Below are 21,017 nucleotides of genomic sequence, written 5' to 3'. Positions count from 1 at the left end.
AGAATGAGAGAAAGGAATCGAGTATCATGCGTATTACGGATTTGCTCAGACCGGAAAGCGTGGAGCTGCATACCAGTGCAGCCAACAAAGACGCGGCTATCGATAAACTGATCGGCCTGCATGTGGCCGGCGACAATCTGGCGGATGTGGAGGCCTACAAGAAGGCCATTCTGGCCCGCGAGGCCCAGAGCAGCACCGCCATTGAGGCGGGCATTGCGGTGCCCCATGCCAAGAGCGAGGCGGTCAAGCGCCCCGGCCTGGCGGCCATGACCCTGGACGACGGCGTGGACTACGGCGCCATGGACAAAAAGCCCAGCGACCTGTTCTTCATGATCGCCGCTCCCATGGACGGCAACCTGCACCTGGAGATCCTCAGCCGCCTGATGGTTCTGCTGATGGACAGCGACTTCACCGCCAAGCTGCGGGCCGCTTCCACTGTGGAGGAGTTCATGAAGGCCATTGACGACGCCGAGAGCGTCAAGTACGGCGACACCAAGCTGCCCAAGGTGGAGACCGTGAACGACGACGCGGCCGCTCCCGCTGAGCCTGTTGAGGAAAAGAAGGCTGAGGGCTACCGTGTGCTGGCGGTCACCGCCTGCCCCACCGGCATTGCCCACACCTACATGGCTGCCGAGGCCCTGGAGAAGGCCGGCAAGGCCATGGAGATTCCCCTGAAGGCCGAGACCAACGGCTCCGGCGGCGCCAAGAACGTGCTGACCGCTGAGGAGATCGCCGCGGCCGACGGCATCATCGTGGCTGCCGACAAGAACGTGGACACCGCCCGTTTTGACGGCAAGCGTGTGCTGTTCGTTCCCGTGAGCGAGGGCATTCATCATCCTGAGGAGCTGATCTGCAAGATCGCGGAGAAGCAGGTTCCCATCTACCACTACTCCGGCGCGGTGGAGACCACCGATACCGCCAAGAACGAGAGCGTCGGCCGTCAGCTGTACAAGCACCTGATGAACGGCGTTTCCCACATGCTGCCCTTCGTGATCGGCGGCGGCATCCTGATCGCCCTGGCCTTCCTGCTGGACGATTACTCCATCAACCCCGCGAACTTTGGTATGAACACCCCCGTGGCGGCCTTCTTCAAGACCGTTGGCGGCGTGGCCTTCAACTTCATGCTGCCCATCCTGGCGGGCTACATCGCCATGAGCATCGCCGACCGTCCGGGTCTGGCTGTGGGCTTTGTGGGCGGCAGCCTGGCAGCCGTGGGCACCAGCTTCGCCACCATCCTGGACCCCAGCGCCACTGCGGTTCCCGCCGGTTTCCTGGGCGCTCTGCTGGCCGGTTTTGTGGGCGGCTACTTCATGCTGGGCCTGCGCAAGGTATGCGATAAGCTGCCGGACAGCCTGGAAGGCATTAAGCCCATCCTGCTGTACCCCGTGATCGGCGTGCTGTTCATGGGCCTGTTCATGTGCCTGGTGAACCCCATCATGGGCGCCATCAACAGCGGTCTGATCGCCTTCCTGAACAGCCTGGGCGGCACCAGCAAGATCCTGCTGGGCGCTGTTCTGGCCGGTATGATGAGCATTGATATGGGCGGCCCCTTCAACAAGGCTGCTTATGTGACCGGCACCGGCGCCATTGCCACCGCCGCTGCCGCGGGCGCTGCTCAGGGCGCCATCGAGTACCAGATGATGGCCGCCGTTATGGTGGGCGGTATGGTTCCCCCGCTGGCCATCGCTCTGTGCACCACCTTCTTCAAGAAGAAGTTCACTCAGGATGAGCGCAAGTCCGGCGTGGTAAACTACATCATGGGTCTGTGCTTCATCACCGAGGGTGCGATTCCCTTCGCCGCCTCCGATCCCCTGCGCGTGATCCCCAGCTGCGTGGTCGGCAGTGCCGTGGCCGGTGCGCTGAGCATGTTCTTCGGCTGCAGTCTGATGGCTCCTCACGGTGGTATCTTCGTGTTCCCCGTGGTCACCAATGTGCTGGGCTACGTGATCAGCCTGGTGGTCGGCAGCCTGGTGGGCATGCTGCTGCTGGGTGTTCTGAAGAAGAACAAGGAGCAGTAATCACAAACCGTTGTACCAAATGCCGCCCGCGCGGTGCGCGGGCGCTTCACAAACACTTATAAAACGAATAAAAGGAGAAAACTGTTATGGTAAGCAAGATGACCAAGATCGTAAACCCCATGGGCATGCACATGCGTCCCGCCGGTATGTTCGCTCAGGAAATGATGAAGTTCAACAGCGACGTGGTGCTGGTGTTCAAGGATAAGGAGATCAACGCCAAGAGCATCATGAACCTGATGGCCGCCTGCATCAAGTGCGGCAGCGAGCTGGAAGTTCGCTGCACCGGCGACGACGAGCAGGCCGCCCTGGACAAGGCTGTGGGCCTGATCGAAAGCGGTCTGGGCGAGTAAGCAGCAAACGAGCAGACAACACGCGGCGCCCCGGTCCACCTGATGGGCCGGGGCGCGCCTGATAAATAAGCCGACGAGAGGGGCACAAAGACCATGTTAAAGGGTACAGGAGCGTCCGCCGGTGTGGGCATTGGCCATGCGCTGGTGGTAAAAGAGCAGAATTTGGATTATTCCGCGGTGCAGTTCGCGGGTCAGCAGCAGGAGACCGAGCGCCTGAAGGAGGCCGCCTCCGCTGTGAGCCAGCGGCTGAGCGCCATGGCGGCCGAGATGACGGAAAAGGTGGGCGAGCATGCCGCCGAGATCCTGTCCGGCCAGATCATGATGCTGAACGACCCGTTCATGATGGGCCAGATGGAGGAGCAGATAGCCGCGGGCAACGTGGCCGAGGCTGCGGTGGATACCGTGTGCCAGACCTTCATCGCCATGTTCAGCGGTATGGAGGACGAGCTGATGCGCCAGCGCGCCACCGACATCGGTGACCTACGCGCCCGCCTGCTCAAGCAGCTGCTGGGCCTGCCGGATGTGGACCTGGCTCATGCCCCCGCCGGCACCGTGATCGTGGCCAAGGACTTCACCCCCAGTATGACCGTTGGCATCAGCCGGGAGAATGTGGTGGGCATCATCACCGAGATCGGCGGCCGCACCAGCCATTCCGCCATTCTGGCCCGCGCGCTGGAGATCCCCGCTGTGCTGGGCGTGCCCGGCGCAGCTGACGCCATCCAGAACGGCGATTCCATTGCCATGGACGGCGAGTTCGGCCATGTGTACGTGAACCCGGACGAGCGGACCCTGAAGGACTACGAGGCCCGCCGCGCTGAGTTTGAGCATCAGCGCCAGATGCTGAAGGCCTATCTGGGCAAGCCCACCGTGAACGCGGACGGCCGCGCCGTGGGCCTGTATGCCAACATCGGCAAGCCGGAGGACGCCCAAGCCGCTTTGGAGAAGGGCGCCGAGGGCATCGGCCTGTTCCGCACCGAGTTTTTGTTCATGGACCGGGACAGCCTGCCCACCGAAGAGGAGCAGATGAACGCCTACCGTCAGGTGGCGGCGCTGTTCGCAGGCAAGGAGGTCATCATCCGCACCCTGGATGTGGGCGGCGATAAGGAGATCGACTACCTGCACATGAAGAAGGAGGAGAACCCCTTCCTGGGTCACCGGGCCATCCGCTACTGCCTGGACAACCCCGAGACCTACATGATCCAGCTGCGCGCCCTGCTGCGCGCCGGTGCGGACCACAAGAACATCAAGATCATGCTGCCTCTGGTCACCGGCCTGGAGGAGATCCGCGCCGCCAAGGCCATGCTGGAAAAGGCCAAGAAGGAGCTGGCCGCCGAGGGTCTGCCCTTTGACGCCAACGCCCAGGTGGGCGTGATGATCGAGACCCCCGCCGCCAGCCAGATCGCCGATCTGCTGGCCCAGGAGGCCGCCTTCTTCAGCATCGGCACCAACGACCTGACCCAGTACACCCTGGCGGTGGACCGGGGCAACCCGGATGTGGCGTCTCTGTACACCCACTTCCATCCCGCTGTGCTGCGCAGCATCGCCAACGTGATCAAGGCCGCCAAGGCCGCGGGCATCCCGGTGGGCATGTGCGGCGAGGCTGCCGCCGATCCCGCCCTGATTCCCCTGCTGCTCAGCTGGGGTCTGGATGAGTTCAGCGTGAGCGCCAGCGCCGTGCTGGCCACCCGCCGCACCATCAGCCTGTGGAGCCAGCAGGAGGCGGACGACGTGCAGGCCGAGGCCATGAACCTTTCCAGCGTGAAGGGCATCCAGGGCTATCTGGCTTCCATGATCAAGAAGTAATTTGTACAAAAAATGCAGGTCTGAGAAGACCTGCATTTTTTTGCTGTGAACGCCCTGTTGTGCTATACTGGTAACATACAAAAGCGAATCGTTTGAAGGAGAAGTTTACCCATGCGTCTGCCCATGAATCCGGCCGTGACCGGCCTCACCCTTTCCGGCATCCGCCGGTTCACTGCCCTTGCCGCCCAGACCCCCGGCTGCGTGAAGCTGACTCTGGGCGAGCCGGAGTTCGACACTCCCCTGCCCATCCGGCAGGCTGCGCAGCAGGCGCTGGAGCAGAGCGATACCCACTACCCGCCCAACAACGGCCGCGCTGAGCTGCTGGAAGCGCTTTCCGCCTTCAGTGAAAAGCAGGGCTTGCACTATGCGCCGGAGGAATTTGTGGTCACCTGCGGGGCCACCGAGGCGCTGCTGTGTGCGTTGTCCGGTGTGGTGGATGTGGGCGATGAGGTGCTGGTGCCCATCCCCGCTTTTGGCCTGTATGAATCCCTGATCGGACTGTGCCGGGGCGTGTACAATCCGGTGGATACCGAACCCTATGGCTTCCAGCTCAGCGAGGATGCGCTGAACGCCGCCGTGAGCAAGCGCACCAAGGCCATCATCCTCACCAGCCCCAATAACCCCACCGGCTGTGTCTACACAAAGGAAAGCCTGGACGCGGTGGCGGAGCTTGTCCGCCGCACCGGCATCTATGTGATCTGCGACGATGTGTACTGGCAGCTATGCTACACCGATTCCTTCGGCCGCTTTGCGGCCCTCTACCCGGACCTGCGGGAGAACATCATCGTGGTGGAGAGCTTTTCCAAGCCCTATGCCATGACCGGCTGGCGGCTGGGCTGGCTGGCGGCGGACGCGCCGGTGAAGCAGCAGCTGCAAAAGGTGCACCAGTACAGCGTGGTCAGCGTGACCAGCTTCTCTCAGAACGCCTGCATCACTGCGCTGGAAAGCGACGTGAGCGCCATGCGCCAGAGCTACCGGCAGCGGCGGGATTATGTGTACCAGCGCCTGTGCAAAATGGGCCTGCCGGTGAACAAGCCGGAGGGAGCGTTCTACATCTTCCCCTGCATCCGGCAGTTGGGCATGAGCAGCGAGGAGTTCTGCACCCGGCTCATTCAGGAGGGCGGGCTTGCCCTGGTGCCGGGCAGCTGCTTCGGCGCCGAGGGCTATGTTCGCCTTTCCTACTGCTGCGCGCAGGACCAGCTGGAGGAGGGCCTGGACCGTCTGGAGGCCTTTTTGAACAAGCTCACAAAAGAAAAGCAATAAAATAACGCAGAACCGGCCGGCCCCATGATCGGGGCCGGCCGGTTCTGCATTTGTATCAAAAGAGAGGATCGCAAAATGAAAATCAGGCGCGGGCGGTCCAGCGGGCCAGCTCTTCGTCGGTGGCCAGCACATAGTGGGTGTCGCCCAGATGCTGCTGCTTGCCTGCCAGATAATCCACCCCGGCGGTGCGGTAATCGTAGCTCTTGGCTACCCGGTCCCGCTCGCTGTGGGGGTCCGGCTGGGGAATGGCGCTGAGCAGGCTCTGGGTGTAGGGGTGCACCGGATTGTTGAAGATCTCCTCGGTGGTACCGGTCTCCACCAGATGGCCCAGATGCAACACGCCGATCCGGTCCGAGATGTATTTCACCATGGACAGGTCATGGGCGATGAACAGGTAGGCAGTGCCGGTCTCCTCCTGCAGGTCCTTCATCAGGTTCACTACCTGGGCCTGGATGGAAACGTCCAGCGCGCTGATGCATTCGTCGGCGATGATCAGCTTGGGGTCCATGATCAGCGCCCGGGCAATGCCAACGCGCTGGCGCTGGCCGCCGGAGAACTGGTGGGGATAGCGGTCCGCGTGCTCGGGGGCCAGGCCCACCTTTTTCAGAATCGCTGCCACCTTCTCCTGGCGCTCGGCCCGGCTGGAGTACAGGTGATGGATGTCCAGACCCTGGGCAATGATCTCCCCCACCTTTTTGCGGGGGTTCAGGCAGGCCATGGGGTCCTGGAAGATCATCTGCATCTGGGTACGCAGCTGCCGGTTCTGCTGGGCGTTCAGATCACCGGAAATGTCCATGCCGTTGAACAGGATCTGCCCGGCGGTGGGCTTGTAGAGCCGGATCACGCTGCGGCCGATGGTGCTCTTGCCGCTGCCGCTCTCACCCACCAGACCGTAGGTCTCGCCCGGGTAGATCACAAAATCCACGCCGTCCACCGCCTTCACGGTGAACTGGTGGCTGCCCTTGAAGTACTGCTTCAGGCCCTTGACTTCCAGAAGGGGTTTTCTTTCTTCCATTGTCAGATTCCCTCCTTTTTCAGCCGCTGGATGCGGGCCTTCAGTTCGGGCGGCATCTCCACCTTGGGCGCCCGCTCATCCAGCAGCCAGCTGGCCGCGTAGTGGGTCTCGCTGATCTGGAACATGGGCGGGTCCAGCCGCTCGTCGATGTTGAGTGCGTAGGCGTTCCGGGGCGCGAAGGCGTCGCCGGGCACCGGGTGCAGCAGGTTCGGCGGAGAGCCGGGAATGGTGTAGAGGCGGTCGTCCTCGGTGTCCAGATCCGGCATGGCGCTGAGCAGGCCCCAGGTGTAGGGATGGCGGGGATCGTAGAAGATCTCGTCGATGGTGCCCGCCTCCACGATGCGGCCCGCGTACATCACGTTCACGAAGTCCGCAACCTTGGCCACCACGCCCAGGTCATGGGTGATGTAGATGACGCTGATGCCGCGCTCGGCCTGAATGCGCTTGATGAGCTCCAGGATCTTGGCCTGGATGGTCACGTCCAGCGCGGTGGTGGGCTCGTCGCAGATGAGCACATCCGGGTCACAGGCCAGCGCGATGGCAATGACCACGCGCTGGCGCATGCCGCCGCTGAGCTGGTGGGGATACTGGCGCATCCGCTTTTCCGGCTCCTCAATGCCCACCTCGGTGAGCAGGCGCACGGCCTTGTCCCAGGCCTGCTGCTTTGGGGTCTTGTAATGCCAGACCATGCCCTCCATGATCTGCTTGCCGATGGGCATGGTGGGGTCCAGGCTGGTCATGGGGTCCTGGAAGATCATCGCGATCCGTTTGCCGTTGATGTGGCGGCGGATGTCGCGGGTTTTCATTTTCAGAATGTCCACGGTGGCGGGGGTGCCGTCGTTGTGGGTGTAATTGTACACGATGCTGCCGCTGTTCACCACGCTGTTGGAGGCCAGGATGCCCATGGCCGCCTTGAAGGTGACGGACTTGCCGCTGCCGCTCTCGCCCACCACCGCCAGGGTGGTGCCCCGGGGCAGGTCAATGTTCACGCCGCGGATGGCGTTCACCGGGCCTGCGCCGGTCTTAAAGGTGATGGACAGATCCCGAATGGACAATACGGTTTCCTTTGCATTGTTTTCCATGGTCTGTCACCTCACATTTCCTTCAGTTTGGGGTCAAAGGCTTCCCGCAGGCCGTCGGCCAGCATGTTGAAGCAGAGCATCAGCAGCGACATCACCACGATGGGAGGAACGATCTGGTAGGGGTGGGTGGTGAAGCTGTTGAAGGTCTCGCTGATCAGGCTGCCCAGGCTGCACTGGGGAACGGGAATGCCCAGGCCCACGAAGCTCAAAAAGGCTTCGGTAAAAATCGCGGTGGGAATGCTGAACATCAGCTGGGTGATGATCTGGCCGATGATGTTGGGCAGAACCTCCCGGAAGATGATCAGGAAGCTGCCCGCGCCCAGGGTGCGGCTGGCCAGAACGAATTCCTGCTCTTTCAGCTTGAGCATTTCGGCCCGGGCGATGCGGCTCATGTTGATCCACTCGGTGATGACCAGCGCGATGACGATGGTGGTGAAGCCGGGCTTGACCACCAGAAGCAGCAGCGTCACGATCACCAGCCGGGGAATGCCGTTGTTGATCTCCACAAAGCGCTGCATGATGGTGTCCACCCAGCCGCCGAAATAGCCGCTGATCAGGCCATAGCACATGCCGATGGTCATGTTGATTACGGCGGACACGATGGCGATGCCCAGGCTGACCCGGGTGCCTTCCCATACGCGGGTGAAGATGTCGCGGCCCAGGGTGTCGCTGCCGAACCAGTAGTAGGTGTCGGTCAGGCCTTTTTCCTCGTATTCGTTCACCACGCGGCTGCCGGTGGTGGTGGTGAGAACTTCATCGCCGTTGAAGATGCCCAGGTTTTCGATCACCGGGATGCGGGGCGCGAAGTTTTTTTCGCTCAGGGTCTGGCTGGAGTAGCTGCGGCCGCTCAGGCCGGGGCCGATCACCGCCATGATCACGATGAGGAGAATGAGCACCAGGGCGATCACTGCGCCTTTGTTGGAGATGAAGCGGTGCAGCACGTCGTGCCAGTAGCCCTGGCTGGCGAAGTTTGCATCCAGATGATCCTCACGGCTGCTGCGCAGGGTGAAATCCTCCGGCCGTAGGTCCGGAATCTCGGCCCGGGTGCCGGCGGGAATGGTTTGTACCTGATTCATACCTTCGCCACCTTCTTTCTGCCGAACAGTACCAGCCGCCAGCGGGCAAAGAAGCCCATGCGGCCGCCCTCACCGGTCACCCGGATGCGGGGGTCGATCACGCCGTAGAGCAGGTCTACCACCAGCATGATGCCGATGTACATGGCGCTGTAGATGAAGCTCAGGGCGATGACCACGTTGTAGTCGTTGGACTGGATGGCTGTGACCAGCAGGCTGCCCACGCCGGGAATGGAGAAGATCTTCTCCACCACCAGGCTGCCGGTCATCAGGTCCACGATCAGGGGCGCCAGCACGGTGATGATGGGAATCAGCGCGTTGCGCAGCGCATGACGCAGAATCAGCGGAGCGCCGTTGATGCCCTTGCTCTCGGCCAGCAGCATGTACTCGCTGCCCAGCACCTCCATCATCTCGTTGCGGGTGAAGCGGGCGATGGAGGCCATGGTGAACATGCTCAGCGCGATGCTGGGCATCACGCTGGAGAGCAGCGGCGTGTTTGCGGAATACAGCATGGGCAGCCATTTCAAACGGAAGCCCAACGTGTAGCTGAGCGCCAAAGCGAACACATAGCTTGGTACCGAAACGCCCAGCACCGAGATGGCGGTGCACAGGCTGTCCAGCCAGGTGTTGTGGTTCAGCGCGGCGATCACACCCAGAATAAGACCCAGCACCGCGCCCAGGGCAACGGCCATGCCGCCCACCTGGATGCTGATGGGCAGACGGGTCTGGATAAGCTGGCTGATGGGGGTGTTTTTGCTGATGTTGTAGCTCACGCCGAAATCACCCTGAACCAGATTGGCCACATACCGCTCGAACTGAACCAGCACCGGCTGATCCAGGCCGTATTTCTCGTTCAAGACGATGCGCTGGTCATCGGTGAGCTTCTCGTCGTTGAAGGGGGAGCCGGGCATGAGCTGCAGCAGGCAGAACAGCACCAGCGTAATGGCCAGAAGGGTGAATACCGAGATGAGCACTCGTTTCAGAATATAACTTTTCACAAGCGATCTCCCTCTTTTGATACAGTCTTTTGATACAAGAGCCCTGAACAGGCAAGCGCCGCAATGCGTTCGCCATACAAAAAAGCCGCACAAGCTTCCCTTGCCTTGCAAAGCCAAGGGAAGCTGTGCGGCATAAAAATTCAGGGGGTTATCGGAATTGTTCCGCCCGCGCACAAGGCGGGAGGTTCAAAGGGGCTTAGCCCTTGGTGGCGTTCTTGAACACGCGGTTCAGAGCAACGGGGTGGAACTCCGCGCCGGTCACGCCCGACTTGATCATGCAGGCGTCGGCCTTGGTGTAAACAGGAACGATGACGGCCTCTTCCATGATGATCTTTTCCGCGTCGTACAGGGCCTGCCAGCGGGCGGCAGCGTCGCTCACGTACTGGCCGGTGGTGCAGTCGGCGATGATGGCGTCGTAGTCAGGATTGCTCCACTTGCCGTAGTTGTTGTTGTTGTCGGTGATCCACATGTTCAGGTAGGTCATGGGATCGGCGTAGTCGGGGCCCCAGCGGGTCAGGCATACTTCGTAGTTGCCTTCCTGGATGTCCTCAACGCGCTGCTTCTTGGGCTCTACCTTGATCTCCATGGTCACGCCGGGCAGGTTGGTCTCCACCTGCTCCTTGATTACAGCGGCCACGTTCTGGGATTCGGTGGTGTCCTCCACCAGCAGCTGGAAGGTGAAGGTATCCTGGCCCAACTCAGTCTTGGCGGCTTCCAGGTACTCGGCAGCCTTGGCGGGATCGTCGCTGCAAACATCCTGGAACATGGTCTGATCTTCCGAGAAGTCGCTGCCGTCCGGGCCGGTGGCAAACTGCGGGGGAACGGCGGTGTAGGTGGCCAGAGAGCCGTCCTTCACCACATCCTCCACGATGGAGGTACGGTCGATGGCATGGGTCAGAGCCAGGCGCAGGTTCTGGTTGGCCAGAGCGGGCACGCCGGCCTGGTTCAGGGTCAGGTACCACAGGTAGCCGGCGCCGTGTACGCTCAGCTCAGGGTCGCCCTGGACCTGGTCTACCTGGTCGCCGCTCAGCTTGACGATATCCAGATCGCCGTTCTGGTAGCTCATGAAGGCCTGCTGGCTGTCCTTGATGACCTGGTAGTTCAGGCCGTCCAGCTGGACCTTGTCGGCGTCGTAGTAGTCGGGGTTCTTTACCAGGCTGAAGGACAGAGCCGCGGGCTCGTAGCTGTCCAGAATGAAGGCGCCGTTGCTCAGCACGGTGTCCGGGCTGGTGCCGAAGGTGCCCTCGGCCAGGCCCTCATAGAACGCCTGGTTCACCGGGTAGAAGGTGGGGAAATACATCAGGTTCAGGAAGTAAGGAACGGGAACGGTCAGCTCCACCTGCAGGGTCTTGTCGTCCACTGCGGTGACGCCCAGCTCGCTCTTGTCCTTTTCGCCGGCGATGATCTCGGCGGCGTTCTTGATCTGGCCGATGTCGCTCATCATGTAGCTGTATTCGGAGGCGGTGGCGGGGTCGGCCGCGCGCTGCCAGGCGAACACGAAGTCATTGGCGGTAACAGGGTCGCCGTTGGACCAGTTGGCATCCTGGCGCAGGTGGAAGGTGTAAGTGCAGCCGTCCTCGCTCACCTCGTAGCTCTCGGCGATGGCGGGAACAGGCTGACCGTCCGCGTCCATCTGCATCAGGCCGTCGGTGAAATCGGCAATTACCTCAAAGCTGGTGCCGTCGGTGGCCAGCTGGGGGTCCAGGGAGGCGACTTCGACCTCAGTCATAACATTCAGCACATTGCTGCCGGTTGCGGCCGCAGCGCCGGAAGAGGACGCGGCGGTGGAAGTGCCGCTGGCTGCAGCGTTGCCGCCGCCGCAGGCGGCCATGCTCAGCGCCAGCGCACCGGCCAGTGCGGCGGCGCCCATGCGTTTCCAAAGTTTCATGTGTGTGTGCTCCTCTCTTTTTGGATTGGATCTTCGCAAACCCCTTGAAACGAAAAAAGACCAGCTGGCCCGGCGGGAATTTGCTGCCCGGCCCTGACCTCTCTGTCGTTGTTTAGCATTATACTGCTTCAAAGTGATAAAGTCAAACAGTGGAAAAGTATTTTGTGAGAATGCATAGGAAGGAAAGTGAAAAAACTGTGAAATCCAGCGGTTTGCTGGTTTTTTGTCTCTGATATAAGCACAAAAATCCCACGAAACCGGTTGCAATAACAAAAACAAGCGGTTTCGTGGGAAATTGGCAGAAAAAGTGTATTCAGTTCAAAAACAAGAGCAGTTCGTCCGCCGCGAGGCCTGCGGCCAGCACGCTCTCGTCAAAGTCGAAGGTGTCCGCGTGCAGAGGGATGCCGGTGCCGGTACCCAGCAGCAAAAACAGGCCGGGCAGCCGCTGCTGGTAAAAAGAAAAATCCTCAGCGATCAGCAGCGGCTCGGGCAGTACCTGGAGCTGCGGCAGCGCTGCGCGGGCTTGCTCGAACAGGGTCTGGTCGTTGCGCACCGGCGGATAACCGGTGGAAAAATCAATGGCAAAGCGGCAGCCGGTCTGGCGCTCAAGGGTTCCGGCCAGGTCCCGCAGCATGGCTTCGGCAGCCTGGAACATCTCGTCGGAATAGACCCGCAGGGTGCCCAGCAGCAGGCTGGAATCGCTGATGGCGTTGCGGGCCTGGCCGCTGGTCAGCTTGCCGAATTTCAAAAGGCGGGGCTCCTCCGCCCGGCCCAGCAGCTCCATGCGCCGGTAGCTTTCGCACAAAAAGGCGGAGGCGGCGAACAGCGCGTCCCGGCCCTCGCTGGCCTTGGCCACATGGCTGCTTTTGCCCGTCACGGTCACCGTCACCTCGCTGGAGCGGGCCAGCAGCGGGCCGGGGCGGCTGGCGATGGTCCCGGCGGGCAGGTCCGGCCACAGGTGCCAGCCGAAGATCCGGTCGCAGCGGTATTCCTCGAATACGCCGCTGTCGCACACCAGCTTTGCGCCGCCGGTGGTCTCCTCGGCGGGCTGGAACACCAGCAGCACGTTCCGGGGGAGCTTGTCCAGCGCTTCGCTCACCCGCCCGGCCAGCGCCAGCACCATGGCCATGTGGCCGTCGTGGCCGCAGGCGTGCATCTTCCCTGCATGGCGGGAGGCGTATGCGCAGCCGCTGCGCTCGGCGATGGGCAGAGCGTCCATGTCCGCCCGGAAGGCGGCGGTGCGGGGCTTGCCCGCGTCAAAGTAGGCGCACAGGGTGCTTTCGCAGGGCGAAAACAGGGTGCAGGGATACGGCTCCAGCACCCGGCGGATATAAGCCAGGGTCTCGGGCAGGTCAAAATCGGTTTCCGGAATCTGGTGCAGGTCCCGGCGGTATTGGGTCAGCAGCTGCTGTGTCATGGAAATCTCTCCCCCTCTTTTGGTGACGTTTTGCTCCTATTATAAGCTTCCCGGCCCGGATGCACAAGCGCGGCGCCGGGTGGGAAAAGAAGGAAAAAAGCCGTTGACTTCACCTTGATAGCGTGCTATGATGCAGATATATGGATAGAGGCGCGGGTGCGATGAACCCCACAGGAGCCGGCAGGCACAGAACGTGGGGCGGGGCAAGCCCGCCGAATCGGCGCATCCGGGCACGGCGGCGCCGATGGGGCCCCGGGGAATACCCGCGGCACTGTCCGCGGAAGGACCGCGGGGGCGCTATCTTACCCGCAAGCGGTGGTATTGTCCACGCGCCGGTAAGGCCGCAGCGCCCTTCCGGCGCGTTTTTTGTTGTCTGCAAGCGAAGAATAGAGAGAGGAGCAGCCGTTATGACCGCAAAGAATCTGAAGGGCTCCATCGTGGCCCTGATTACCCCCTTCCATGAGGATGGAACCGTCAATTTTGAAAAACTGGCCCAGCTGGTGGATTTCCACCTGGAAAACGGCACCGATGGTTTGCTGATTCTGGGCACCACCGGTGAGAGCTCGGCCATGAGCCACGAGGAGGACGACGCGGTCTGCGAATTCGTGGTCAAGCGGGTGGCCGGCCGGGTGCCGGTGATCGCGGGCAGCGGCTCCAACTGCACCCAGACCATGCTGGAGAAGAGCCTGAGCTTTGAAAAGCTGGGCGCGGATGCGCTGCTGCTCATCACTCCCTATTACAACAAGACCAATGAGGAGGGCATGTACAACCACTTCAAGACGGTGGCGGACGCGGTACATATCCCCTGCATCCTGTACAATGTGCCCGGCCGCACCGGCTGCGGCATCTCCGAGGACGTGGTGCGCCGTCTGTCGACCCATCCCAACATCATGGGCATCAAGGAGGCCTCCGGCAACCTGAGCTACACCGCCAAGATCGCCCGCTATGTGAACGAGGACTTCGCCCTCTATTCCGGCAACGACGATATGATTCTGCCCATCCTGTCGCTGGGCGGCAGCGGTGTGATCTCGGTGCTGGCCAACATCCTGCCCCGCCAGACCCACGACATGGTCATGGACTACCTGAACGGCGACCGTCAGAAGGCGCTGGAAGCCCAGCTGGGCCTGCTGGATGTGATCAACGGCCTGTTCCTGGAGGTCAACCCCATTCCCGTGAAGGAAGCCATGAACCAGATGGGCATGGAGGTGGGCGGCTACCGCCAGCCCCTGGGTCCCATGGGCGAAGCCGCAAAGGCCAAGCTGGCCGCCGCTTTGAAGGCTGCCGGTCTGGTTTGAGCGCAGGGGTTTGAAAAATGGCCGGGAATGTGGCATAATAGAACGGTCAATACAAAGCAATAAGGTGGGAAAATAAATTTGAACGCAGAACAGATCATTCAGTACATCGCAAACGCCGAGAAAAAGACCCCGGTGAAGATCACCATTCAGGAAAAGGAGCCCCTCAACTACGGCTCCGCCAAGGTGTTCGGCACCGGCGCCAAGATCGTGTTTGGCGACTGGAAGGAGCTTGGCCCCATTCTGGAGGCCAATGCCGATAAGATCGAGGACATGGTGGTGGAGAACGATTGCCGCAACTCGGCCATTCCCCTGCTGGATTTGAAGGGCATCAATGCCCGCATCGAGCCGGGCGCCATCATCCGCGAGCAGGTGGAGATCGGCGACGCGGCAGTCATCATGATGGGCGCCATCATCAACATCGGCGCAGTCATCGGCGACGGCACCATGATCGACATGGGCGCTGTGCTGGGCGGCCGGGCCACCGTGGGCAAGCGCTGCCATGTGGGCGCAGGCGCGGTTCTGGCCGGTGTGATCGAGCCCGCCAGCGCCAAGCCGGTGATCCTGGAGGACGACGTGCTGGTGGGCGCCAACGCGGTGGTCATCGAGGGCGTGCACGTGGGCGAAGGCGCGGTGATCGCCGCCGGCAGCGTGGTCATCGAGGACGTGCCCGCGGGCGCGGTGGTGGCCGGCGTTCCCGCCCGGGTCATCAAGCAGAAGGATGAAAAAACCACCCAGAAGACTGCTTTGCAGGACGCGCTGCGCACCCTGTAAGCAAAAGGCCCGGCGCTGCCGGGCCTTTTTTGATGAATAAACGTTTTGTATAATCAAATAAAGAATATACAGGAAAGGAAGAGCGAAATGAAAAAGAAGGTTTTGGTCATCAGTGCCAGCCTGCGGCCGGGCAGCAATTCCCATGCGCTGGCCGAGCAGTTTGCCGAAGGGGCGCGGGAGGCGGGCCATGAGGTAGAGCTGGTCAGCCTGCGGGGCAAGGACATCCAGTTCTGCCGGGGCTGTACCGCCTGCCAGAAAACCGGCAGCTGCGTGATTCGGGACGATGTGGCCCCACTGCTGGAAATGCTGCGCACTGCCCAGGTGGTGGCGTTTGCCACGCCCATCTACTATTACGAGCTGTGCGGCCAGCTGAAAACCTTCCTGGACCGCACCGAGCCGCTGTACGGGCGGGAAAACGCCTTCCGGCAGGTGTATCTGCTCAGCGCGGCCGCCGAAACCGAGGACTTTGTGCCAAAGCGCGCGGAAAGCGGCATCCAGGGCTGGATCGACTGCTATGAGAACCTGGAGCTGGCGGGCACCGTCTTTGCGGGCGGCGTGCAGGGGCCGGGCGAGATGACCGGCCACCCGGCGCTGGAACAGGCCCGGGCCATGGGTGCGGCCATTCAATAAAACAGCAAGCGGGCGGGATCGAAAGATCCCGCCCGCTTGTTTTCGTTAGAAAAAGAAAGGAAATTACTCCGACGGCTGGAGAAAGGCCAGGCGGCCCTTCAGCAGCTCCAGGTATTCCAGCGCCAGCGGAGGCAGCGTCCGATTGGCAGAGTGCAGATAGGCCAGCTCGCAGACGTAATCCGGCAGTGGGATATTCACCAGGCCGTAACGGTCATTGTATTCCTGGGAATGCTGCAAAACGATGCTGAACGCATTGGTGTGCGCCACGATATCCCGGCGGGAGGTGGAGGAGTGGACCCGAATCAGCTTGTTGGCATTGATGAAGGGAAAGGTGTACTGGGTCACAGAAGGGGAATCCGGGTCGGAAAATACCGTGAAGGGATAGTCGGCCAGCTTGGTGAAATCAAAGTCCGGCTCCTGCAGCAGCGGGTGCGAGCGGGAAAGCTGAACGCAGAGCGGAATGTGGGCCAAGACCGTATACGAGATGTTGGCGGCCTGGCAGCGGTTCCGCAGCGATGTGCCGGACTGCTTGATGCAGATGCACAGGTCGCACTGATTTTTCAGCACCGATGTGAGCACGTCCGGGGTGGAGTTGTAAAAGCAGGAAAGCTGCAGCTCCGGGCTGTCTGATAGCGCTGGCAAAGATCACAGAAGGCCTCAAAGGATGGGATGTACCGGGGATAGGAAAGACGGAAATAGTAGCTGGGGGAGGTCTGCACCACTGGGGAGAGCGCGTTCAGCTCGTTGATGATAACGCCCGCATGCTGTACCAGATGCTCCCCGGCCTCGGTGAGCGACATTCCCTGCGAGGTGCGGATGAATAGGGTCGCGCCCAGCTCCTGCTTCAGATTTTTGATGGAGTTGCTGATGTTGGGCTGTGACAGGAACAGATTGCGGGCGGCCTTGGAGATGGACCCGGTGCGGGATACCTCCAGAACATATTGAAGCTGTTGGATGGTCATGTGTGATCCCCTTGCCTGCTGATTGCATCAAAAAATGAATATAACCGTCACAAATCGCCATAAATTTCGGTTATGACATAAATAAATTATATATATTTCCGAAAAAATTGCAACGATGGTATGATGAACGCAGCAAGGAATGTGCTTGACGAGAGCACAAAAGGAGGTCGAATCATGGATCTGCAGGAATTCGCACGGGAGCAGGCTCAAACGCTCGCGCCGCTGCTGGAGCAGCTGAACCGCTCGCTGTGGGATTTTGCGGAATTCGGGTATCAGGAGTTCCGCAGCAGCAAGGAAATTGCCCGTGTTCTGGAAGAGGAAGGCTTTCAGGTGGAGCTGGGCGTGGGAGGAATCCCCACGGCGATCCGGGCCAGCTATGGCCAGGGGCACCCGGTGATCGGTATTCTTGGGGAATACGACGCGCTGCCGAATCTGAGCCAGAAGGCGGGCTGCCCCCGGCAGGAGCCCATTCCGGACAAGGATTGCGGCCATGGATGCGGACACAATTCCCTGGGAGCGGGTGCAGTGGGCGCGGCCATGGTGGCCAAGCGGTATCTGCAGCAGAGCAAAAAGCCCGGAACCATCTGTTTTCTGGGCTGCCCGGCGGAGGAGACCGGTTTCGGAAAGGCGTTTCTGGCCCGGGAAGGCTGCTTTGCGGATCTGGATGCCGCGCTGACCTGGCATCCCAGCAACGCAAACAAGGCGGCTGCGGTGAAGACGGTGGCCTATTATAAGGTGCGGTTTGATTTTACCGGCCGCACCGCCCATGCGGGCGCCCAAGCTGACCCAGTGCGCCGAGATTCTGGAGCGTATTAAAAAGATCGCCCAGGGAGCTGCGCTCATGACCGAGACCCAGGTGAAGATCTCGGTGTCGGGCGGTCTCAGCGATATGATCCCCAACCAGACTCTGGCGGAGGTTTTGTCCGAAAGCCTGGTCCAGCAGGGCGGGCCGGATTTCACCCAGCAGGATTACGAGTTGGCCCAAAGCTTCCTGGAGGCGATCCCGGAACCGATTCGAAAGGAATGGGTGCAGAAGGCGGCCGACGCGGCGGGCGAACCCCTGAGCGAATTTGAGAAGCACCCGCTGGACCGTTCCGTCGCACCCTTCGACCCGGCTTTGATGAATCTGGTGGTGACCGGCTCCAGCGACGTGGGCGATGTGAGCCACATCGTGCCCACCGCACAGGTCACGCTCACCGCCACAGTGCCGGGCACCAGCCCCCACACCTGGCAGTTTACCGCTCAGGTGGGAACCTCCCTGGGCGGCAGAGCCAGCGTGGCGGCGGCAAAGGTGCTGGGGCTTGCCTGTGAAAAGCTGTTCGACGACCCGGCGCTGGTCCAAAAGGCAAAGGAAGAGCTTGCTCGGCGCTGCCCGGAGGGGTACCAGTGTCCGATTCCGGAGGGCATGGACTATGCCTCGGTGAACCCGTGATGAGAAAGGAGAACGACGATGACATTTTCCCAGATTATGAACAGCCCGCTCATGTATATCCTGGCGATGCTGGGCATCGGCTATGTGCTGCTGTTTTCGGTATTTACATTGATGCGCTCCTACCGGCATGCGCTTGCCGTGGGGCTGGATAAAAAGAAGGTCCGCGGTGTGATCGCATCCTCCGCGCTGTATTCGGTGGTTCCTTCTCTCTCCATCGTGGTGGGCCTGTTCAGCCTGGCCGCCAATGTTCTTTCGCTGGCCATGCTGTGCGCCTATGTTCCCATCCAGGTCATGAACGGCCCGGTCTTCGCCGCGGTGCTGCTGACCAGCCTTTCGGTGGCGGCGCTTCACAAATGGATCATCAAAACCTTTGGCTGCAAGTGGCTGAACAATTTTGTTATGGCGGATTCACTGCTGATCTCGATGGCTTCTTCGCTGCTCTGGCTGAAGCTGTTTGGCTGATGGGAGGAATGAAACATGGAAAAAAGTTGCTTTGACCGCACGCACCGGTTTGGTCGGATCGGCGTAATCATCGGCATTGTGATCATGCTGGGGATTCCCGCGATTGTCAGCACAGTCTATGATATGTGGACGGAAAACATCGGCGCCATTTTCGCGGTGGGCGGCGGCCTGCTGGCGGTGTTCCTGCCCACCAATATCATTGAGGTGCTGAGCTACGCACCCATCATCGGCTCTTCTTCCTACATCGCGTTCCTCACGGGCAACATCGGCAACCTGAAACTCCCCTGCGCCATGAGCGCGATGGCCATGATGGACGTCTCCCAGGGCAGTGATGAGGGCGATACCGTTTCCAGCATTGCCATCGCTACTTCCTCCATTGTGACCACCATTGTGATCGCGCTGGGCGTGCTGCTGCTGGCTCCCCTGCAGCCCCTGCTCACCGATCCCCGCATCCAGACTGCCACCCCTTACATGATCCCCGCCCTGTTCGGCTCCCTGATGCTGGGAATGCTGAACAACAGCTGCGGCACCTATGTGGCCAAGCGGAAGCTGACCTGCATGATTTTACCGGTACTGCTGGTGGCAGGCGTGAACCTGGTCTATCCCCTTGCGCCGCTGATCGGTTATGTGATGATCGCGTGCATGGGCCTCACCGTGGGCTGCGCCTGGGTGCTGTATAAGCTGGGCGTGATTCAGATGATCCCCAAGACGGCGAAAAAGACTGAAGAAAAGGCATAAGTCCATATACGGCAATAAAAAAGCAAAGGCGAGGAATCTTCGCCTTTGCTTTTTTCAATGAAAACGGGTCAGCGCTTGTGCGCCCGGAAGAACAGGGCCACAGTGCCGGGGCCGGAATGAGCGCCGATCACCGGGCCGATGGTGGAGATGCACACCCGCTTTACGCCCAGGGCCGCGATCTTGTCGGCCACATAGCGGCAGTCCTCCAGGCAGTCGCCGTGGCTCACAAAGACCACCTGCTCGCTGCGGTCGTAGGTGCTGGCGGCAAAGTGCTTGACCAGCGCGTCCAGGCTGGCCTTGCGCCCGCGCACTTTCTCCATGGGGATCAGCTTGCCTTCCTCGTCCACATGAAGCACCGGCTTGATGCCCAGCAGGGTACCGGCCACCGCCGCCGCGCCGCTCACACGGCCGCCCCGCTTCAGGAACATCAGGTCGTCCACCGTGAACCAGGCGCAGATGGACTGGCGGTTGGCCACAAACCAGTCCGCCACCTCCCGCAGGCTCTTGCCCTCATTTTTCAGGCAGGCGGCATAATACACGGCCAGACCCTCGCCCATGCTGGCCTGCAGGGTGTCGATCACCTCGATGGTCCGTTCGGGAAACTGCTCCCGCAGCTCCTCGGCGGCCAGACGGGCGGAATTGAAGGTGCCGGAAAGACCGCTGGAAAAGGCCAGATACAGAATGTCCTTGCCCTGCTCCAGAACGGGGGTGAAGGTGTCCAGGAAATCCGCCTGGTTGATCTGGCTGGTGGTGCTCACCTCACCGGCCCGCAGCCGGTCGTAGAATTCCTTGGGGGAAAGCTCCCGGTTATCGGGATAATTGCGGTAATGCTTGTCGCCCAGCGTAAACACCAGGGGCATTACCTCCACCTGCATCTCCTGCACCAGTTCCACCGGCAGATCGGTGGTGGAATCGGTGAACAACACATATTCTGCCATGAAAAAACCACTCCATTTCCTGTTTGCGGGCCCCTGCCCGCTTGTGACACTGCCCGCAGAAGATACAGGGCGAGGAATCACTGTTAAAAAAATTGTAGCACACAATGGCCGGAATTTCCAGCGTTACCAAAAAACGAACCCTCCCTGGTTTTATACCAGGGAGGGTGAAAAGACTCAGGTTTCTTTCCTGCGGTGCAGCCAGTCCAGAATGCGCTGCTCGCCGTACAGGCAGGCAAGGCCCAGTGCGCCCATGACCACAAAGATCACGATGGGCACCAGAACACCGCCGCCCGCCAGGCTGCTTCCGGCCACCGTACTGGTGACCACGCTGGGGATGCGCGCCAGGGTACAGATGAAGAAGAACTCCCCCGGTTTCACCGGCAGAAAAGGGCCGATGTAGGTGAGCATATCCTTGGGGGTGCCGGGCAGGAAAAACAACAGATACAGCGCCCGCCGCGCCCGCTGTTCGTCCTGCAAGAAGCGGTACTTGTGAAAGGCCTGGGCGGGAACGGCCTTTGCGCCCAGCAGCTTCATGGCGGCATAGATGAACATGCTGCCCAAAAGAATCCCCGCCAGACAGATGAGCAGGCCGCCCACCGGTCCGAACAAAGCGCCGGCCATCAGCTCCACCGGTTCGCCGGGAAGCACGGCCACCACCACCTGCAGGATCTGCAGCGCCAGGAACACCAGGATACCCCAGATCCCCTTGCTCTGCACCCAGCCGATGAACTGGTCCCGGGCGGCCTGGCTGGTCAGAATGGCCCAAAGCTCGTTGCGGAATGCCAGCACGACCGCGCCGCCTGCCAGGCAGACCAGCAGCAGAGCTGCGGCTGCGGCCCAGCGGCGGGCACGGGGGGATGCAAGGGGGTGGTTCATAGCGCA

General features: G+C 61.2%; 21 protein-coding genes and 1 riboswitch. Of the genes, 11 read left to right on the top strand and 10 right to left on the bottom strand.

Translation table 11 applies throughout. The features are described from left to right. Positions 1-26 precede the first annotated feature (26 nt). From B5G03_RS08775 to B5G03_RS08760, 4 genes are all read left to right on the top strand, one after another. Positions 27-2,018: a PTS fructose transporter subunit IIABC gene (locus B5G03_RS08775; RefSeq protein ID WP_087181344.1), complete on the top strand. Its 1,992-nt coding sequence runs from the start codon at positions 27-29 to the stop codon at positions 2,016-2,018. Positions 2,019-2,104: 86 nt separating this feature from the next. Then, the gene (locus B5G03_RS08770) at positions 2,105-2,368 is read left to right on the top strand and encodes an HPr family phosphocarrier protein (RefSeq protein WP_087181343.1); all 264 of its coding nucleotides are present in this window, start codon (positions 2,105-2,107) and stop codon (positions 2,366-2,368) included. 93 nt (positions 2,369-2,461) lie between these two features. Then, a complete protein-coding gene (gene ptsP, locus B5G03_RS08765; protein WP_087181342.1) occupies positions 2,462-4,171 on the top strand; it encodes a phosphoenolpyruvate--protein phosphotransferase in 1,710 nt (569 codons plus the stop codon). A gap of 111 nt (positions 4,172-4,282) precedes the next feature. Then, a complete protein-coding gene (locus B5G03_RS08760; protein ID WP_087181341.1) occupies positions 4,283-5,434 on the top strand; it encodes a pyridoxal phosphate-dependent aminotransferase in 1,152 nt (383 codons plus the stop codon). An 82-nt stretch (positions 5,435-5,516) separates the two neighbouring features. Here B5G03_RS08760 and B5G03_RS08755 read toward each other — a convergent pair whose 3' ends face one another. The 6 genes from B5G03_RS08755 to B5G03_RS08730 form a co-directional block, all read right to left on the bottom strand. Further along, positions 5,517-6,449 (bottom strand): ABC transporter ATP-binding protein, encoded by a 933-nt coding sequence (locus B5G03_RS08755; protein WP_087181340.1) that lies wholly within the window; start codon positions 6,447-6,449, stop codon positions 5,517-5,519. 2 nt (positions 6,450-6,451) lie between these two features. Next, positions 6,452-7,531: an ABC transporter ATP-binding protein gene (locus B5G03_RS08750; RefSeq protein ID WP_087181339.1), complete on the bottom strand. Its 1,080-nt coding sequence runs from the start codon at positions 7,529-7,531 to the stop codon at positions 6,452-6,454. 11 nt (positions 7,532-7,542) lie between these two features. Further along, complete coding sequence (locus tag B5G03_RS08745) at positions 7,543-8,607, bottom strand: ABC transporter permease (RefSeq protein WP_087181338.1); 1,065 nt, start codon at positions 8,605-8,607, stop codon at positions 7,543-7,545. Continuing rightward, positions 8,604-9,602, bottom strand: coding sequence for an ABC transporter permease (locus B5G03_RS08740; RefSeq protein ID WP_087181337.1), 999 nt, complete (start codon positions 9,600-9,602; stop codon positions 8,604-8,606). Before B5G03_RS08740 ends, B5G03_RS08745 begins: the two co-directional genes overlap by 4 nt. Before the next feature lie 196 nt (positions 9,603-9,798). Continuing rightward, on the bottom strand, positions 9,799-11,490 hold the full coding sequence (locus tag B5G03_RS08735; RefSeq protein WP_087181336.1) for a peptide ABC transporter substrate-binding protein: 1,692 nt from the start codon (positions 11,488-11,490) through the stop codon (positions 9,799-9,801). Between the two features lie 313 nt (positions 11,491-11,803). Next, positions 11,804-12,907 carry an amidohydrolase gene (locus B5G03_RS08730; RefSeq protein WP_087181335.1) on the bottom strand — a complete coding sequence of 368 codons (1,104 nt, stop codon included), beginning with the start codon at positions 12,905-12,907 and terminating at the stop codon, positions 11,804-11,806. A 137-nt stretch (positions 12,908-13,044) separates the two neighbouring features. Continuing rightward, a riboswitch (Lysine riboswitch) is annotated at positions 13,045-13,215 on the top strand. A gap of 99 nt (positions 13,216-13,314) precedes the next feature. Between B5G03_RS08730 and dapA the strand changes: the two genes are divergently transcribed. The 3 genes from dapA (at position 13,315) to B5G03_RS08715 (ending at position 15,603) form a co-directional block, all read left to right on the top strand. Continuing rightward, entirely contained in the window at positions 13,315-14,202 is an 888-nt protein-coding gene (gene dapA / locus B5G03_RS08725; protein ID WP_087181334.1) for a 4-hydroxy-tetrahydrodipicolinate synthase, read from the top strand. Positions 14,203-14,280: 78 nt separating this feature from the next. Beyond that, complete coding sequence (gene dapD / locus B5G03_RS08720) at positions 14,281-14,973, top strand: 2,3,4,5-tetrahydropyridine-2,6-dicarboxylate N-acetyltransferase (RefSeq protein WP_087181333.1); 693 nt, start codon at positions 14,281-14,283, stop codon at positions 14,971-14,973. 87 nt (positions 14,974-15,060) lie between these two features. After that, entirely contained in the window at positions 15,061-15,603 is a 543-nt protein-coding gene (locus B5G03_RS08715) for a flavodoxin family protein (RefSeq protein WP_087181332.1), read from the top strand. 63 nt (positions 15,604-15,666) lie between these two features. Here the strand turns inward: B5G03_RS08715 and B5G03_RS08710 are convergent, their stop codons facing one another. Both B5G03_RS08710 and B5G03_RS08705 read right to left on the bottom strand, forming a co-directional pair. Beyond that, on the bottom strand, positions 15,667-16,245 hold the full coding sequence (locus tag B5G03_RS08710; protein ID WP_087181331.1) for a LysR family transcriptional regulator substrate-binding protein: 579 nt from the start codon (positions 16,243-16,245) through the stop codon (positions 15,667-15,669). Next, positions 16,164-16,565 (bottom strand): LysR family transcriptional regulator, encoded by a 402-nt coding sequence (locus B5G03_RS08705; RefSeq protein ID WP_087181330.1) that lies wholly within the window; start codon positions 16,563-16,565, stop codon positions 16,164-16,166. Before B5G03_RS08705 ends, B5G03_RS08710 begins: the two co-directional genes overlap by 82 nt. A gap of 174 nt (positions 16,566-16,739) precedes the next feature. On the opposite strand from B5G03_RS08705, the gene B5G03_RS08700 reads away from it, so the two are divergent. Genes B5G03_RS08700 through B5G03_RS08685 form a run of 4 tightly spaced genes read left to right on the top strand, consistent with a single transcriptional unit; the run spans position 16,740 to position 19,197 of the window. Next, on the top strand, positions 16,740-17,381 hold the full coding sequence (locus B5G03_RS08700) for an amidohydrolase (RefSeq protein WP_162613374.1): 642 nt from the start codon (positions 16,740-16,742) through the stop codon (positions 17,379-17,381). Next, positions 17,332-17,997: a zinc-binding metallopeptidase family protein gene (locus B5G03_RS08695; protein ID WP_087181328.1), complete on the top strand. Its 666-nt coding sequence runs from the start codon at positions 17,332-17,334 to the stop codon at positions 17,995-17,997. Before B5G03_RS08700 ends, B5G03_RS08695 begins: the two co-directional genes overlap by 50 nt. Before the next feature lie 18 nt (positions 17,998-18,015). Continuing rightward, entirely contained in the window at positions 18,016-18,459 is a 444-nt protein-coding gene (locus tag B5G03_RS08690) for a DUF5058 family protein (protein WP_087181327.1), read from the top strand. Positions 18,460-18,474: 15 nt separating this feature from the next. Continuing rightward, positions 18,475-19,197: a hypothetical protein gene (locus B5G03_RS08685; protein WP_087181326.1), complete on the top strand. Its 723-nt coding sequence runs from the start codon at positions 18,475-18,477 to the stop codon at positions 19,195-19,197. Positions 19,198-19,265: 68 nt separating this feature from the next. Here B5G03_RS08685 and B5G03_RS08680 read toward each other — a convergent pair whose 3' ends face one another. Both B5G03_RS08680 and B5G03_RS08675 read right to left on the bottom strand, forming a co-directional pair. Further along, positions 19,266-20,135: a DegV family protein gene (locus B5G03_RS08680; protein ID WP_087181325.1), complete on the bottom strand. Its 870-nt coding sequence runs from the start codon at positions 20,133-20,135 to the stop codon at positions 19,266-19,268. Between the two features lie 174 nt (positions 20,136-20,309). Beyond that, on the bottom strand, positions 20,310-21,011 hold the full coding sequence (locus B5G03_RS08675) for a TVP38/TMEM64 family protein (RefSeq protein ID WP_087181324.1): 702 nt from the start codon (positions 21,009-21,011) through the stop codon (positions 20,310-20,312). Between the last annotated feature and the right edge of the window lie 6 nt (positions 21,012-21,017).

Origin of the sequence: Gemmiger sp. An50 (genome assembly GCF_002161595.1) — a bacterium.
In the GTDB taxonomy this organism is placed as follows: domain Bacteria; phylum Bacillota; class Clostridia; order Oscillospirales; family Ruminococcaceae; genus Allofournierella.
The sequence above is the reverse complement of the archived record's forward strand: the minus strand, read 5'-3'. Positions and strand labels throughout refer to the sequence as shown.

What these genes read in the sequence shown, in the direction of transcription:
- B5G03_RS08685 (WP_087181326.1), top strand. Translation starts at nt 18,475, where the DNA reads ATGGAAAAAAGTTGCTTTGACCGCACGCACCGGTTTGGTCGGATCGGC.
- B5G03_RS08775 (WP_087181344.1), top strand. Translation starts at nt 27, where the DNA reads ATGCGTATTACGGATTTGCTCAGACCGGAAAGCGTGGAGCTGCATACC.
- B5G03_RS08770 (WP_087181343.1), top strand. Translation starts at nt 2,105, where the DNA reads ATGGTAAGCAAGATGACCAAGATCGTAAACCCCATGGGCATGCACATG.
- B5G03_RS08755 (WP_087181340.1), bottom strand. Translation starts at nt 6,449, where the DNA reads ATGGAAGAAAGAAAACCCCTTCTGGAAGTCAAGGGCCTGAAGCAGTAC.
- B5G03_RS08680 (WP_087181325.1), bottom strand. Translation starts at nt 20,135, where the DNA reads ATGGCAGAATATGTGTTGTTCACCGATTCCACCACCGATCTGCCGGTG.
- ptsP (WP_087181342.1), top strand. Translation starts at nt 2,462, where the DNA reads ATGTTAAAGGGTACAGGAGCGTCCGCCGGTGTGGGCATTGGCCATGCG.
- B5G03_RS08745 (WP_087181338.1), bottom strand. Translation starts at nt 8,607, where the DNA reads ATGAATCAGGTACAAACCATTCCCGCCGGCACCCGGGCCGAGATTCCG.
- dapA (WP_087181334.1), top strand. Translation starts at nt 13,315, where the DNA reads ATGACCGCAAAGAATCTGAAGGGCTCCATCGTGGCCCTGATTACCCCC.
- B5G03_RS08705 (WP_087181330.1), bottom strand. Translation starts at nt 16,565, where the DNA reads ATGACCATCCAACAGCTTCAATATGTTCTGGAGGTATCCCGCACCGGG.
- B5G03_RS08675 (WP_087181324.1), bottom strand. Translation starts at nt 21,011, where the DNA reads ATGAACCACCCCCTTGCATCCCCCCGTGCCCGCCGCTGGGCCGCAGCC.
- B5G03_RS08700 (WP_162613374.1), top strand. Translation starts at nt 16,740, where the DNA reads ATGGATCTGCAGGAATTCGCACGGGAGCAGGCTCAAACGCTCGCGCCG.
- B5G03_RS08730 (WP_087181335.1), bottom strand. Translation starts at nt 12,907, where the DNA reads ATGACACAGCAGCTGCTGACCCAATACCGCCGGGACCTGCACCAGATT.
- B5G03_RS08690 (WP_087181327.1), top strand. Translation starts at nt 18,016, where the DNA reads ATGACATTTTCCCAGATTATGAACAGCCCGCTCATGTATATCCTGGCG.
- B5G03_RS08695 (WP_087181328.1), top strand. Translation starts at nt 17,332, where the DNA reads ATGCGGGCGCCCAAGCTGACCCAGTGCGCCGAGATTCTGGAGCGTATT.
- B5G03_RS08735 (WP_087181336.1), bottom strand. Translation starts at nt 11,490, where the DNA reads ATGAAACTTTGGAAACGCATGGGCGCCGCCGCACTGGCCGGTGCGCTG.
- B5G03_RS08715 (WP_087181332.1), top strand. Translation starts at nt 15,061, where the DNA reads ATGAAAAAGAAGGTTTTGGTCATCAGTGCCAGCCTGCGGCCGGGCAGC.
- B5G03_RS08750 (WP_087181339.1), bottom strand. Translation starts at nt 7,531, where the DNA reads ATGGAAAACAATGCAAAGGAAACCGTATTGTCCATTCGGGATCTGTCC.
- B5G03_RS08760 (WP_087181341.1), top strand. Translation starts at nt 4,283, where the DNA reads ATGCGTCTGCCCATGAATCCGGCCGTGACCGGCCTCACCCTTTCCGGC.